This is a genomic window from Streptomyces sp. NPDC104226, assembly GCF_055584085.1.
The window spans coordinates 1-13,778 of the sequence record NZ_JBVJMS010000001.1 but is presented as its reverse complement, the minus strand read 5'-3'; the positions used below and the strand labels follow the sequence as shown (position 1 = coordinate 13,778).

Sequence of the window (13,778 nt, the reverse complement as noted above, 5' to 3'; positions counted from 1 at the left end):
GTTCCCCTATCCCGGGTAGGGCGGGGCGACGGTGCGGATGTCGTAGATGTCGGCCCAGTCGAGGCGCCGAATTCGTACGCTCGACCGCAAGGTGATGCCGTCGTCGTCGACGCGGGTGAAGGTGCGCGGCGCCGTGCAGAGAACGAAGATGAGGGTGACCGCCGCAACGACGGTCATCGATGTCTGGAACCAGAGGCGATACTCCTCCGTCCAGATTCTGATGAGGAACCCGGCCACGGACAGGCCCAGTACGCCCAGGACGATGGACCTCGTTTTCGTCGTGGTGCCGTACTGAAGAGGCATCGATTCCTCGTGCACGCTTCCCCCTCGCTCTGCGATGGTCCCAAGACCGCCCATGATCGCAACCCCCACGGCGAGGAACCAAGGGCTCCAGGACGCAGAAGTCGGGCTGCGCCATTCCCGGGCAGCGCACGGTCCGCCACAAGCCGCGCACACCCCCCGCTCAGGTGCGCGGGCGGCTGACGGCGGCGGAGGCCTTCGAGCAGGCCCGAGCCGGAAACCGTTCGGTCAGCGGCGGACGGTACGGCCGAGTCGGCATCCTGAAAACGGTCCCGGCATCGCTACCTGGGGAGTTGGGTCCGGTACGGCTGTCCCACCTGATCGGCGCTGCTGAGGTCCCCGCGACCACTTCGTGAAAATCCGCCTGGCCGGCGGCCCGGCTGCGGCATCGTCGTGGTCGGGCGGCCCCACACCGTGGGCCGTCTGAACACGGGGGCAGGGGAGAGGGGTGGGGTCGTGGTGAGTAGGCGTGAGACCTGGACGACGGAGGAGTTCGGCTCGTCCCACACCGGCTCGGTCGAGGCCGTCCTGGGAGACGGGACGGTTCCGGCGCCGGTGTACTTCGACAGTGGCTCTGGTGGGGGAGGGGACCCGGTCTCCCAGTGGAGCGTCTACGACGGCCGCTGGCCCCACGTCCCCCGGGCCGCCGCGGTGCGCGCGGTGTGCTCCTGCGGCTGGACAGGCCTCGAACACTGCCTGGACTGGGAGGTGATCGGCTGCCAGGATCTGGCCGAAGGCGGGAGCGAGCAGGCGGACGCAGGCGAAGGCGACTGGGACGGGCACACCGACCAGGTTGAGGCGAGCACGGTCCCCCTGCCCGGGACCGTCACCACGCTGCTGGCACAGCTGGAGCAGGAGATCGACCGGCTGACCAAGACCGCGCCGGTCGCCGCGGTGCGGGCGGCCCGTCGCCTGGAGGTCACGGCGGAACGGGTTGGCTACTGGGCCGCCCGCGCCACCGCCAACGACCTCGACACCACGCAAGCAGCCGCCCAACTCGGCCTCAACGAGGACGCCACCCGCAGACTCCTGGCACGCCTCGGACGCTGGAGCCCCTACAGCTGACCACGCCCACCAGGTTCCAGAAGGCGGCCCGCCCGGACCGACGTGCGAAGGAAGACCCGGACGAGCTCTACCCACCAGCCTCCCAGGACAGTGCCCCTGTACGTGGCGGCCACGCTGCTCCGGGTAGAGGGACCCGTTGCGTGGCCTACAGGGCCGGGTTCGAGTACGCCGTCGCCGAGCCGGATGAGCCCGACGTCGTAGGGAGCGCTCGGAGCGGTGAACCCGTGCCGGGGCCGCGAAGGGGACCTCAAGCCGGCGCCACCTCTCCTTGTACGGGAGGGCCAGCAGCATCGTGCGGTCATCTATAGGATGTCCCCTCCGGTGGAGCGGAATGCTGAAGCCGCGCTGCAGTTTGGTGTCCTGTCGTGCGGCCCCCTCAGAGCCAGCCCTGCTGGGCCGCTTTCAGGCCGGCCTCGAACCGGCTGCTGGCGTGGAGGCGTTCCATCAGCGCGGACATCTGGCGGCGTACGGTCCGTAGGGAGACCCCCAGGCGCTTGCCGGCTGCTTCGTCCGTCATGCCCGAGGCCAGGAGCTTGAGGAGTTCGAGTTCGCCTGAGGTGGGCTTCGTGTCGGTGGAGCGGGCGCGGTCCGCGCCGAGCGGGACGGCGGAGCCCCAGGTCTGCTCGAACAAGGACAGCAGGGACGCCACGATGCCGGGCGCGCGGGTGCACAGTGCTCCCAGGCGGGAGTTGGTGGGGTCGATCGGTACGACGGCTACCTCGGCGTCGAAGATCAGCAGGCGGGGCGGCAGGAGCGGGCTGGTGCGGACCTGGCCGCCTTCCTCCGTCAGCCACCGGGCGTAGGCCAGTGTCGCCGGGTCGTTGCGGGCGCTGTCCTGGTAGACCGAGCGCATCTCGATGCCGCGTTTGAGTGCGCGTCGGTCGAGCGGGCGCGAGGCTTCCAGGCTGGCCTCGGACAGGGCGCCCCCGGGCAGGATTGCCGTGAACTCCCGTGCCAGCCCGTGGGCCAGTTCCTCCAGCCGGCTCTGTATGGCGTCCATGCCGACGAGGCGTTCTGCTCCGTCGACCTCCGTGTTCGGCCGGAGGTCCGCGAATTCCGATACGGCCCGCACGGCGGCCGCCTTGCTGCGGGCCAACTCCGCCTGGCGCCGGGCCAGGTCCTCCTCCTGGCGGCGCAGCAGCAGCTCCAGGCCCAGATCGGGGGTCACCGCGCGCAGTGCGCCCGGGCTGTCCCGTGAGGGCCGCAGCAGGTCGAGATCAACGAGCTGGTCCAGGCCGTTGCGGACTTGCGTCTCGGTGAGTCCGAGACTCGCGCACAGTTCGGCCACACCCCCCGAAGGGTCGGCCAGCATCCCCCGGTACACGGCTTCGACATCCGGTCCCAGCCCTAGCGATTGCAGCACTCTTCAGTCCCCCAACTGATTTCCGGCCGCGCGCATCAGCGGCCGATTCCTTGATCGTAAGCCACAGATGGCACCAAGGTGCCTGGCGTCTTGGTGCCTGCCTGAACCCCTTCTGCGCACGTCAGACGGGCAGCAACATAGTGATCACCGGAACGGCGGGGGCGAAAGTCCCCGACTCAAGGCCAGAGCCGCAAGGACGGTCCGGAGCAGCGCGCAGCAGCACTCACCACCCCACAAGCTTCGATCCAGAGGAATCCCATGTCCCGCACCGCCCGAATCGCCGCTGTTGCCGTCCTTGCCTCCCTCCTGTGCGCCGCCACCGTCACGACGGCCTCGGCAGCCGCCACCGGCGCAACCGCCAAGCCCTCGGTCTCTGTTCCGGGCAGCATCAACTGGGACACTGCCCCGATGGCCGGCACCAACAGCATCAACTGGGACTGACCCTGATGCGCGTCGTCCGCGCCTCACTCACCGCAACCCCTCCAGGCCCCGCACACAAGAGCGCACTCGCCGTTGTCTCCGACCTGATCTGGGCGCGCACCGCCCCGTCCCGCAATCTGGAGCACCTGCGGGCCAAGGCCTCCGACGAAGGCATCGACGTCTACCTCTTCCTGCGAGCCGCGTCCGAGGACGCGGCCCTCGACCAGGCTCGCGCCATCCTCGCTGACGCCCACGCGCCCCTTACCGCGCACGGCTACCACGCCACCGTCACGCATCACTGAGGCGGTCCTCTCCGCCCTGCGGGCCCCGGCTTCCTGCCGAGCCCCCGACTTCCCCGCACCGAGGCTTCCTTCGGCCTGCCCACTCCCAGGAGATCCGCCATGCCCCGCACCGCCGCGTCCCGTCGCGTCCGCACCGCCGTTCTCGCCGGAACCAGCCTCGTTGCGGTGGCCGCCGTCTACGGCGTGAGCCAGCAGGCCAGTGCCTCCGCGACGGACGCTCCGGTGCCGATCGCTGCCGCCCCGGCGCCCCCTGCCCCGGCAATCACGCCCCGGGCCGCAGCCACCGTGCCGGCCGCGCCCACCGCGACCCGTACCGCGAACCCGGCCCCTACGACCGCGCCCGCCGCCCCGGCCACCGAGCCGAGCACGAGTTCGTCGGCCAGGCCGAGTGGGGCCGCCCCCTCGCAGCCCGTGCTCAACCCCACCGAACTCCCGGACAGCACCCGGCAGCAGTGGAAGCCCATGGGCAACGTCAAGTCGCTCCCGCTCAGCGGGGACTTCCAGCTCAACGAGTGTGTGAGCGTCGCGAAGGCGACGGCCTGGAAGCAGCAGGGCTACCTCGGCTCCTCCCGCGACACCGTCGCCGTCCAGGACACCCTCACCTTCCCGGACGAGGCCACGGCCGCCGCCGCGTTCCGCAAGACCGCCGAGGCGATGAAGAACTGCCAGGCGACCAGCCGCGCCCTTCAGAAGCAGAACGCACTGCCCCAGGACGCCACCGTCCGGGACACGGCAACCACCCCCGAGGGTGCGGCCTGGCAGCGCCGCTGGACGGCAGTCCAGGGCCTCTCGTCCCCCGGCGACCAGGCCAACCACATCTACGCCGTACAGCGGGGCACCGTCCTCGCCCTCCTTCACTTCGACGAGGTGGCATCCCCGGGCACCGCCGGCACCCCCCCGTCCTACGACTTCCGAGGCGACGCCACCGTCCTGCGCACCCTCGGCGCACAGCTCGACAAGTGATCCCGAACGGATCTCACCACCCCACCTGTTTCCAGCACTTTCAGGAGTCACGCATGTCCATGAAGCGTTCCGCCGCCTGCGCCGCCGCCACCCTGGCCATCGCCGGTCTCGCCGGCACCGCCACCGTGATCCCCGCCCAGGCCGCCCCCGCCACGGCCACGACCCTCGCGGCGGCCACCGCCTCCTCATCCAACGTCGGTGGCGCCATATCCCGAAGCGAGGTCATCGAGCGCGCCAAGTACTGGCTCGGCAAGAACCTCACGTACAACCAGAGCGGCTCGTACCCCGACTCCGCCGGCAAGAACTACCGCACCGACTGCTCCGGCTATGTGTCCATGACCTGGCACCTGTCCAGCAGCCTGAGCACCCACGGCATCGGGGACAGCGCCGACACCTACGAGATTCCGCGCAGCCAGCTCAAGGCCGGTGACGTCCTCAACAGCTACTACGACCACGTCATCCTCTTCGACAAGTGGGACGACGCCGCGCACACCAAGTTCTCGTACTACACCTTCGGATCGACCCCGGTGAAGCACATCACCGGCATGTCCATCAACGCCTCCAGCATCGACGGCCACCCCAACGGCGACTACAAGGCGCTCCGCTACAACAAGATCGTCGACGACAGCCAGCCGACCACCGCGGGTGTGTATCGGAAGGGTGAGTCGGTGTTCTACATCTCGGACGCGTCGGGTGGGCTGGCCGGCTATGCGGGGTTCGGTGCGTCGGGCGATGTCCCGCTGACGGGTGACTGGAACGGCGACGGCAAGGACACCTTTGGTGTGTACCGGCCGAGCAACCAGACCTTCTACCTCACCAACGACAACGCGACGGTGGCGGTGAGCCGGATGCTGGGGAACCCCGACGACGTCCCGGTGGTCGGCGACTGGGACGGAAACGGAACCGACACCATCGGCATCTACCGTCCGGGAGACCAGACGTATTCCCTCACCAACGACAACGCTTCGGTGGCGGTCATCCGCAGGATGGGTGTCGCGGGCGACACCCCGATCACGGGCGACTGGAACGGGGATGGCACCGACACGGTGGGTGTCTACCGTCCCGGCGACACCACCTTCTACCTGAGCGACTCCAACGCCACCGCGTCGGTGTCGCACACGGTGAAGTTCGGCAACCCGGGTGACACCCCGATCAAGGGTGACTGGAACGGCGACGGCACCGACAAGGTCGGTATCTACCGCGCCGCGACCTCCGACTTCATCGGTGCCGCGAAGGACTCCGACACCGTGATCTACAACAAGCGCTTCGGCAACCCGGGCGACACCCCCATCACCGGTGCCTGGTAGCCCCCGCTCAAGTCCCGAGTCACCCGGCAGGCGCCCGCGAACGGCCCGCGCCTGCCGGCTCGCACCGCCGCAGCGCCGCCGACCCGACGACCGGGTCGCGCACCGGCCGGCACCCCTGCCGCCGTCCACTGACGGAACACATTTACCTGCCCGTACCGCCATAGGAGTTCCCACCCATGCGTCACACCCTGTCGACCGCCCTCCGCACTGCAGGTTCCCTGGCCCTGGCCGCCGCCTGCCTGACGGCTGTCGCGGCCCAGCCCGCCCAGGCGGCCTCGGTCAGCACCTGGGACAAGGTCGCCCAGTGCGAGGCCACCGGGAACTGGAGCATCAACACGGGCAACGGTTACTACGGGGGCCTGCAGTTCAGCCTCAGCACGTGGAAGGCGTTCGGCGGCACGCAGTACGCGGCCTATCCGCACCAGGCCACGAAGAAGCAGCAGATCCTCATAGGCGAGAAGGTCCTGGCCGGCCAGGGCCAGGGCGCCTGGCCCCACTGCGGCCCGGCGGCCGGACTCGGCTCGGACCACGCCGACCCCTATCCGGCGACGCCCGCCGATTCCCCTTCCCTCGCGGGTGTGTACCGTCCGGGTGAGTCGGTGTTCTACATCTCGGACGCGTCGGGTGGGCTGGCCGGCTATGCGGGGTTCGGTGCGTCGGGGGATGTGCCGCTGACGGGTGACTGGAACGGTGACGGCAAGGACACCTTTGGTGTGTACCGGCCGAGCAACCAGACGTTCTACCTCACCAACGACAACGCGTCGGTTGCGGTGTCGCGGATGCTGGGCAATCCCGATGACGTTCCGGTGGTGGGGGACTGGAACGGTGACGGTAAGGACACCATCGGTATCTACCGTCCGAGTGACCAGACGTTCTCCCTCACCAACGACAACGCTTCGGTGGCGGTGACCCGCAGGATGGGTGTGGCTGGTGACAGGCCGATGACGGGTGACTGGAACGGGGATGGCACCGACACGGTGGGTGTCTACCGGCCGGGTGACACGACTTTCTACCTGAGTGACTCCAACGCGACGGCGTCGGTGTCGCACACGGTGAAGTTCGGCAACCCGGGTGATACCCCGATCAAGGGTGACTGGAACGGCGACGGCACCGACAAGGTCGGTATCTACCGCGCCGCGACCTCCGACTTCATCGGTGCCGCGAAGAACTCCGACACGGTGATCTACAACAAGCGGTTCGGCAACCCGGGTGACACCCCCATCACCGGCGCCTGGTAGGAGCGACTGGCAAGGACAGTCAAGGAGCGAGAACACGGCAAAGTCCGATCCGTTCGGACAGTGAAGAAGGCCCAGGTCGCTGACCTGGGCCTTCTTCGCGACCACCGGTGCGGTCCTCACCCGGTTGGAATGGGCCTTCGGCGGCCTCACGCCCGTGGCCGAGCTGATGGCCAGAGCTCTCGCGGGGGAGGAGGGGGCGAGCGACTGGGACTCGGTTTTGTGGGTCCTCACCCGTTGCCTCGATGCGGAGACGTTCGCCGCGGTGACCTCACACCGGTACGACCCGGAACCAGAGCACCGCTCTTTCGTCCTCTCCGTCCTGTCCACTACCGGCTCGAGCCGGTCCGCGAGCGAGCCCTGGAGCTGGACCGAGCCTCAGCAGCCCTTCCTTCTCGACGTCACGGGCGCACTGGATGACGTTGGCACCGGTGAGCAGCTGACGGACGGGTACGCGCGGCCGCGCTGAAGGCCACCGCGAGCATTGCACCGCGAATGTGCAGGCCGGCCGGTGGATCGCCGTACGGCACGCAGACGGCCACATCCACTTCATGGCCGCCCTCGCCCGAGCGGACGGCGCTGGGGCCTGACACTGTTCGCCCGGTGTCTGGGGGTCGCGCCGCGCCCTGGCGACGGGGGTGTTGGCGAGGGCGGCGGCTCAGACTGCTGTCGCGCCACGGCGGCCGATTCGGCCGCTGACGAGCGTGGGCGCCGCCTCAAACAGGCCAAGCATGCCCAGTGAGCTGCTCTGCGCGCTCGGTCCAGGCCGCCCATCTGGCCCGGCCGATGAGGAGTGCAGCGGCCCCTTCCCTGCAACGGCTGACGGCACTCGCTCGTCTGACCCGCTGCAGTCTGCGCAGGTGCGCTACGACCACAGCAGACATGGTAGTCAATCATTGACTACCATGTCTCCCGCGTGATCACCTTTTGGGCATGTGCGGCGCTGTCGCGCTTGAAAGTTCGCATATGCCCATGCATTTTCGGAATTTTCCTGACCTCTCGAGCAGGGTGTCCGTGAGACAGGTGTAGCCAACCAGATCAATGAGGAGCATCAGATGCAACGACAGTCCAGGCGCACGTGGAGTGCCCAGGGCTCCGGCCGTACCGCGCTACGCCGGGTAAGGAACGTGTTCGCGGCGGGCGCCGTCGCCACGGCACTGATTGCCGCTGCGACGCCGGCAGCGTCCGCATCGACGGATTCGCAGATCGCTGTCGGGAGTGACATGTATCCCGTGCTGCAGGAGTTGAAGGGGCGGATAGGCGCGCTGGAGGGGTTTACTCCGTTCACGGCGAACAGCGCCGCGCAGATCGGCGGGTTCTGGAACAAGCCGGCGATCGATACATCGACGATGAGGGGGATCTCGCCGGGATATCTGCGCCAGCAGCTGCAGGGAGCAGGCCCCTACGCCACGTGCAATCCGGCCTCTTCGAACCACTGCGTCGATGGGCCCCTGCACATTGACGCGCTCCTGGGGGCCGACGAAGCCACGGTGGACGCGGTCATCCCGACCGCGGACGGTGGGACGTGCACGGCGGGTGTGAGCACCGAGTGCAACGGCGATGTCACCAGCAAGCACGTCCTGGCAATCGGGAGGCTGGTGCTCTTTAGCTGCTCCGGCGACTATTCGGGTCCGACCGCGGGCGTGGACCCCTCCGACGGCGCGAGTCCGCCGCTGGCGTTCGGCGTGGACGCCAGCGGCAGCGGCAATGGCAAACCGCACTCCATTCGGTGCGACGCCCCGCCGATCTCCGGGGGCCAGCCTGACACGATGCCGGAGGTGGTGACCTGGCTCGCGACCAGTGGCCACCGGATCGCGGTCGCCGACCCGGCCTCTGGAGGATTCGGTGCGGCGTCCAAGCAGGCGCTGGTGCAGGCCGGGTTCACGTGGACCGACAGCGGCCCCGGCCAGAACGTGTTCCGAGGCAGCGCCTGCGACAGCGCGGGTACGGCGTGCAAGGTCCGCCTGGAATCAGGGATCAGCCAGGTGCGCGGAGCGGTGACGGCGAACGCCGGCGGAAACACCCAGCTCGGTCTGGTCGCACTGTCCAACGTCTCGAACATTACCGAGCCGGCTGGGCCGGACGGGCGCAAAGGCGTTGACCCCAACACGTGGAGCGTGCTCGGATCGAGCGACTACTCCGGCTACGGCGACATCGAGCTCTTCGGCATCGCCCTCACTGGTGGAAACCTTGGTGCCGCGAACGCCTGGAACGACCTCCTCACCAACCAATGGGACTCGGACGCCGTCATTCAGCAGGTGCTCAGCAGCAACTTCAACTACTAACACGCAGGCGTAGCTGGACCTGGTCCTGGAAGCGGGTCGGGCCCGGCGGCATCCGGAGCCTTCCTCGCCGACGTCCGACCCGCAGCAGGAGATCGGTAACCGGCAGGGAGCGAATGCATTCGCTGGAACGCAGGCCGGGTATCAGGCGGCCGGATCATGCGGCCTGCCGTGGGCGCGGATTTCGCGATCCACGCGATGATCCTTTTGGAAGCCGGCGCTGTTGCCTGATGCCGCTATGAGCTGGCGGCGTTCCTGACCATACGTCACGGAGTACGGCCAGGAACGCCGCAGCGCTGATCCTGCCTTGCGCAAGCGCGCAGGTGTGTCAGCCGGTCGGACCCGCGCGTGCGTAACGCCGTACAACCCTTCTTGGTGTCGTGGGTCCCCCCGGCCAGTCAGTAGCGGCAGGCGAAAATCCGCACGGCCCAAGGCGGTCCTTCCGCCCGAGAACACCGATGGCCGCTCCCACTCTGAACACCACCGGTGCCGGGCGTGCAGGCCAGAGAAGGCTGATGGTCTGTTCGGTGCATATGGCGGGCATCGTCGATGGTCGAGAGGGTGCCCGGCTACGGCGCACCCGCAGCTTCGCGGCAAGGCACCGGACCTTAGACGCGGGTTCGTCGAGATCTCCCAAAGCTGCCGTCCCTTGCCGTTGCCTACGGCCTGACGTTGTAGAGGCGCTCATGACCACAGCCAGACCGGCAGGTCGCGGCGGAAGACCGGGGAACGCCGGGTACAGAAATACCCCGAGTGCGCGAAGAAGGCAATGTCGGCATGTGCCGAACTCGTTATTCGATTCAACTCGTATCTGCTACCGGAATCGCCAACGAATCTCGCATTTACAAGGGGCAGCGATACCGCAGGACGATCGCCATCTGGCCGGACGGCCGAAGAACCCCACGTCACCAGGGTCTTAGGTCCCAGGGAAGAGGGGTCGTACGCCCCCCTGGCATCTGCGCCTGATAGCGGCGGATTCCGTCCCGCATCTGCAACGCGCCTCCAGCAGGCCGTTTTCCGATGCCCTAGAGTCGGAAGCGCGGCAAGGGAATTCACTTCCCCGCTGCAATTAGTAATAGATTTTCCTCGACTTCCTTAAAGGGGCATCCCTCATGAGCCTGTCCATCCGTAACCAGATCGCCGGCACCGTCACCGCCATCACCTCCGGTGCGGCCATGACTTCGGTGAAGGTGCGCCTGGAGGGCGGCCAGGACATCACCGCGGCCATCACCACCGACGCCGTCAAGGACCTCGGCCTCGCCGAGGGCTCCGCGGTCAAGGCCCTGGTCAAGGCCACCGAGGTCTCCCTGGCCACCGGCCCCGTCACGGGCGTCTCGATCCGCAACCAGATCGCCGGCACCGTCTCCGACGTTGCAGCCGGTGCGGCCATGGCCTCGGTCAAGGTCGACATCAACGGTGGCGGCCTGACCGCCGCGATCACCGCCGACGCCGCCAAGGACCTCGGCCTCGCGGCCGGCGGCTCGGTCGTCGCCCTGATCAAGGCCACCGAGATCTCCCTCGCCGCCGCCTGATCCACCCCACCTCACCCGGTCGGCTCCTCCCGCGCCGGGTGACGCGGCCGTCGGCCGGTCGGAGTTCCCCTCCTCGGGATCCGGCCGGCCGCCCGCCGTTTCCAGGGCCCCCACCAACCCCTCCGGTGCGGGGCCCTCGGCGTACCTAGGGAACGCACCGGCCCGCGGGTTCGGCCGCCGGATTGTCGGTGGGAGGCGTCATCATGCGTCGACGAGACGGAACGTTCGGGTGGCGTCGCGGTGTGGCGGGGGTCCTTGCGGCGCTTGATCGGTGTGGTCTGATCGCCGGTGTTCTGAGACCGTTGTGCGGTATGGATCACCGATACATCCAGTTGTCCTTGCGGCAGGGCTGGCGGATCATCCACTGATGCGGGCCCGATCAGCGTTGTTAGGTTCGTGGCGGCTGCCGCACCAGCCTCCGTCTGGCCCTGGGCCGCGTGTCACGGGAGTGTTCTTGAGCACCGATTCCGTCGTCCTGTCCAAGCCGTCGTCGCCGTCGGCGGATACCGGACCGACTGCCATGGAACGGTCCCGGTGGCGGGCGAGAGCGGGCTCGGTGCACGGGCTGGGCGCCGTTGTGACGGTCTTGCTGGTCTTGGCGGCGCTGGGCGCGGTCATCCACGCACCGGTCCTGATCCCGTCCCTGGCCGCCAGTGCCGCAGTCGTGCATGCTGCCCCGACCGCGGCGGCGGCGCAGCCCCGCAGTGTGCTGATCGGCCACCTGATCGGAGCCGGCGCCGGGTACGGGGTGCTGGCTCTGGGGCACGCGGGCTCGGGGGCGGCCGTCGCCGCGGCCGCGGCGACGTTCGCTGTGACCGGACTGTTGAGGGTTGCGCACGCCCCGGCGTGTGCGACCAGTGCCATCGTGTCCTTGCAGTCCCCCGCTCCCGCGCACTTCGTCCCGCTCCTGGCGGGTGCCGCGACGATCCTCGTCCTGGTGCAGTACCTCACCTCCCGTCTGGTGCGTGGACAGCAGCGCTACCCCGCACGCTGGTGGTGACCTCCCAGAAACAACTCGACGGTCCTGATCGCCCCACGGCTACGGATCACACGTGATGTCGTCTCCGCGTGCGGAATCGAACAATCTGTCATCCGAACGAGTGATCGTGGGCCGCATGCGCTGTGCCCGAAGGCGGGCGTGCGTTGTTCTTGGGCGTCGCGGTCCTCCCCGTCCGGAGGACTGCGGCCTACCGGCGGCGCAGGGGAGGGGGGGAGGGCCGTGGGAGTCGTTGTCCTGGCTGCATGGTTGCTGACGGCCGCACTGGGTGCCTACCTCGCGACGGTCTGGATCCGCAACGGCGGCCTGCGCCAGCGCGGCCAGGGCGTGACACGGCTGCCCCTCTGGCTGGTCCTGGGCCACGTCCTGTTCGCGGTCGCCGGCCTGCTGATGTGGGGCCTGTACATCTGGGGCGCGGTCGAGGCCTCGGGGTGGGCAGCGTGTGCGGTGCTCCTTGTCGTTGCCGCGTTCGGATTCATGATGCTGATGCGCTGGATGCCCAGCTCGGGCCTCCACACCCAGGCGGAGGCCACTCCCGAGCGGCACTTCCCCCTCAAGGCGGTCGTCGCCCACGGATCCTGCGCGGTCGTCACGATCACCCTCGCCCTGGTCACCGCCGCCCGCTGGGCCGCCTGACCACAAGTGTGGAAGAAGGCAGTACGCGGCTGTCGAGCCGCGCTGCCAAGTCGCCCCCGCGATCGGATTGATGCTGAGGCACGCGACGCGGCTGATGGCATGTGAGGTGCCCATTGAGCAGCCTCCTGCATGCTTGCGGTACGGCGACCATGACGGGGCGCCGTATTTCGGGCTGGTCGACTTGAGCCTCGACACGCATGTGCTGGACAACTTTTCTGTAGTGCCGGCCCCGCAGCTCCGGCTCGCAGGCTGGTCTGCCTCGTGTGGGCTGGGCTTGGTGGTGTGAGCTGCTGCGGGCCGGAATGTACAAGACCTCGGTATCGGCATCGGGTGAGGATCCTGCTGTCCGTGGCAGGTGGTCGCGGACCCCGGGTGGTGCTCGATGGCATCCGGGACTGGCAGATATCAGGAGGAATCGTTGCGTACCAGCAGGACTCGCCTTGCCGCACTCGCTGCGTCCGGTGCCGCCGGCATGATCCTCACCGTGCTTTCCACGACTCCGGCTTCCGCAAGCATCGCGAGCGGCTTCGTCGACAGCACCCCCGGGCCCTACTACTACTCTTTCGACGACGAGGGCACGATCTCCTCGGCCGCGTACCGTCACTCCAACGCCACCTGCCTGTGGCAGAAGATCCTGTGGGCCGAGGGATACCTCAGCGCCTCCGGTGTCGACGGAGACTTCGGCCCCGCTACCAGCACGGCCACCAAGGAACTCAAGGACGACATCGGTCTGACCCCCGACGGCAAGGCCGGTCCCGCGGTCTGGAGCTGGGCCGGCGGTGCGTTGCAGGACTGGACGGGCGACGGCAAAGCTGACGCCTACGTCGGGGCTGTGAACAGCTTCGGCCTCAGCGTCGATTCGAACGGCCGCTACCACTTCAATGACCGCAACGGCAACGACAGACTGGCCAGTTACAACGCCGACACCTGCTCCTGACGCCGTCACTTGACCCGAGGGCCGGCTTCGCCGTCCGCTGCGGGCGGCGAAGCCGGCTTGGGTGCAGGTTGCTGGTGACGCGGTGTCCCTGTCTTCGGACATGCACGCAGGGCCGTGAGGGCCGCAGCTGGTCCGGTCTTGTTGTGAAGAGCCGGTCGGGCGGCGTCGGAGGGGCAACAAGATGCTCTGTCTTGGCCGTGTTACTCGGGGTTGGCGCAGCGTTCCCATGCGGACTGGCGCGTGATGCCCAGGGCCTCACCGATCTCGGCCCAGGCGATACCGCGGGGGCGCAGTTCGGGCTGGGACTGGTCGATGTGTGCGGCGATGCGCGGGATGTGGCTCAGACTTCCACGGTGAGGCCGGCTGCGCGGAGTGCTGCGGCCATGGCCAGTGCGAAGGCGTAGCGGAGCCCGGGGAGCTCGGCGGTGGCGGGTCGGCG

Annotated in this window: 14 protein-coding genes; 12 read left to right on the top strand and 2 right to left on the bottom strand. The window is 68.5% G+C overall.

The features are described 5' to 3' along the window. Window positions 1–6: 6 nt before the first annotated feature. Complete coding sequence (locus ACZ60J_RS00070) at window positions 7–303, bottom strand: PH domain-containing protein (protein WP_469677468.1); 297 nt, start codon at window positions 301–303, stop codon at window positions 7–9. A 453-nt stretch (window positions 304–756) separates the two neighbouring features. On the opposite strand from ACZ60J_RS00070, the gene ACZ60J_RS00065 reads away from it, so the two are divergent. Continuing rightward, the gene (locus ACZ60J_RS00065) at window positions 757–1,365 is read left to right on the top strand and encodes a hypothetical protein (RefSeq protein ID WP_469677466.1); all 609 of its coding nucleotides are present in this window, start codon (window positions 757–759) and stop codon (window positions 1,363–1,365) included. Between the two features lie 376 nt (window positions 1,366–1,741). Here ACZ60J_RS00065 and ACZ60J_RS00060 read toward each other — a convergent pair whose 3' ends face one another. Beyond that, window positions 1,742–2,728, bottom strand: coding sequence for a helix-turn-helix transcriptional regulator (locus tag ACZ60J_RS00060; RefSeq protein WP_469677464.1), 987 nt, complete (start codon window positions 2,726–2,728; stop codon window positions 1,742–1,744). Between the two features lie 258 nt (window positions 2,729–2,986). On the opposite strand from ACZ60J_RS00060, the gene ACZ60J_RS00055 reads away from it, so the two are divergent. The 11 genes from ACZ60J_RS00055 to ACZ60J_RS00005 all read left to right on the top strand — a co-directional run bounded on the left by ACZ60J_RS00055 (window position 2,987) and on the right by ACZ60J_RS00005 (window position 13,339). Beyond that, window positions 2,987–3,169: a hypothetical protein gene (locus ACZ60J_RS00055; RefSeq protein ID WP_469677462.1), complete on the top strand. Its 183-nt coding sequence runs from the start codon at window positions 2,987–2,989 to the stop codon at window positions 3,167–3,169. A 5-nt stretch (window positions 3,170–3,174) separates the two neighbouring features. Further along, window positions 3,175–3,450 carry a hypothetical protein gene (locus tag ACZ60J_RS00050; RefSeq protein ID WP_469677461.1) on the top strand — a complete coding sequence of 92 codons (276 nt, stop codon included), beginning with the start codon at window positions 3,175–3,177 and terminating at the stop codon, window positions 3,448–3,450. A gap of 99 nt (window positions 3,451–3,549) precedes the next feature. Then, window positions 3,550–4,413: a hypothetical protein gene (locus ACZ60J_RS00045; protein WP_469677459.1), complete on the top strand. Its 864-nt coding sequence runs from the start codon at window positions 3,550–3,552 to the stop codon at window positions 4,411–4,413. Window positions 4,414–4,466: 53 nt separating this feature from the next. After that, the gene (locus ACZ60J_RS00040; RefSeq protein ID WP_469677457.1) at window positions 4,467–5,720 is read left to right on the top strand and encodes an FG-GAP repeat domain-containing protein; all 1,254 of its coding nucleotides are present in this window, start codon (window positions 4,467–4,469) and stop codon (window positions 5,718–5,720) included. Between the two features lie 176 nt (window positions 5,721–5,896). Continuing rightward, window positions 5,897–6,958, top strand: a complete 1,062-nt coding sequence (locus tag ACZ60J_RS00035; RefSeq protein WP_469677456.1) for a transglycosylase family protein — start codon at window positions 5,897–5,899, stop codon at window positions 6,956–6,958. A gap of 154 nt (window positions 6,959–7,112) precedes the next feature. Then, on the top strand, window positions 7,113–7,424 hold the full coding sequence (locus ACZ60J_RS00030) for a hypothetical protein (protein WP_469677454.1): 312 nt from the start codon (window positions 7,113–7,115) through the stop codon (window positions 7,422–7,424). A gap of 586 nt (window positions 7,425–8,010) precedes the next feature. After that, window positions 8,011–9,240 carry a hypothetical protein gene (locus tag ACZ60J_RS00025; protein WP_469677452.1) on the top strand — a complete coding sequence of 410 codons (1,230 nt, stop codon included), beginning with the start codon at window positions 8,011–8,013 and terminating at the stop codon, window positions 9,238–9,240. 1,109 nt (window positions 9,241–10,349) lie between these two features. Continuing rightward, on the top strand, window positions 10,350–10,769 hold the full coding sequence (locus ACZ60J_RS00020) for a TOBE domain-containing protein (RefSeq protein WP_469677450.1): 420 nt from the start codon (window positions 10,350–10,352) through the stop codon (window positions 10,767–10,769). Between the two features lie 367 nt (window positions 10,770–11,136). Beyond that, window positions 11,137–11,769 carry an HPP family protein gene (locus ACZ60J_RS00015; RefSeq protein WP_469677448.1) on the top strand — a complete coding sequence of 211 codons (633 nt, stop codon included), beginning with the start codon at window positions 11,137–11,139 and terminating at the stop codon, window positions 11,767–11,769. 219 nt (window positions 11,770–11,988) lie between these two features. Then, on the top strand, window positions 11,989–12,402 hold the full coding sequence (locus ACZ60J_RS00010; RefSeq protein ID WP_469677446.1) for a hypothetical protein: 414 nt from the start codon (window positions 11,989–11,991) through the stop codon (window positions 12,400–12,402). 484 nt (window positions 12,403–12,886) lie between these two features. Then, window positions 12,887–13,339: a peptidoglycan-binding domain-containing protein gene (locus ACZ60J_RS00005; protein WP_469677444.1), complete on the top strand. Its 453-nt coding sequence runs from the start codon at window positions 12,887–12,889 to the stop codon at window positions 13,337–13,339. The last annotated feature ends 439 nt before the right edge of the window (window positions 13,340–13,778 follow it).

Excerpts from the sequence above, each read along its gene's own strand:
- ACZ60J_RS00070 (WP_469677468.1), bottom strand. The coding sequence starts at position 303 with ATGCCTCTTCAGTACGGCACCACGACGAAAACGAGGTCCATCGTCCTG.
- ACZ60J_RS00055 (WP_469677462.1), top strand. The coding sequence starts at position 2,987 with ATGTCCCGCACCGCCCGAATCGCCGCTGTTGCCGTCCTTGCCTCCCTC.
- ACZ60J_RS00050 (WP_469677461.1), top strand. The coding sequence starts at position 3,175 with ATGCGCGTCGTCCGCGCCTCACTCACCGCAACCCCTCCAGGCCCCGCA.
- ACZ60J_RS00045 (WP_469677459.1), top strand. The coding sequence starts at position 3,550 with ATGCCCCGCACCGCCGCGTCCCGTCGCGTCCGCACCGCCGTTCTCGCC.
- ACZ60J_RS00040 (WP_469677457.1), top strand. The coding sequence starts at position 4,467 with ATGTCCATGAAGCGTTCCGCCGCCTGCGCCGCCGCCACCCTGGCCATC.
- ACZ60J_RS00035 (WP_469677456.1), top strand. The coding sequence starts at position 5,897 with ATGCGTCACACCCTGTCGACCGCCCTCCGCACTGCAGGTTCCCTGGCC.
- ACZ60J_RS00025 (WP_469677452.1), top strand. The coding sequence starts at position 8,011 with ATGCAACGACAGTCCAGGCGCACGTGGAGTGCCCAGGGCTCCGGCCGT.
- ACZ60J_RS00020 (WP_469677450.1), top strand. The coding sequence starts at position 10,350 with ATGAGCCTGTCCATCCGTAACCAGATCGCCGGCACCGTCACCGCCATC.
- ACZ60J_RS00015 (WP_469677448.1), top strand. The coding sequence starts at position 11,137 with ATGCGGGCCCGATCAGCGTTGTTAGGTTCGTGGCGGCTGCCGCACCAG.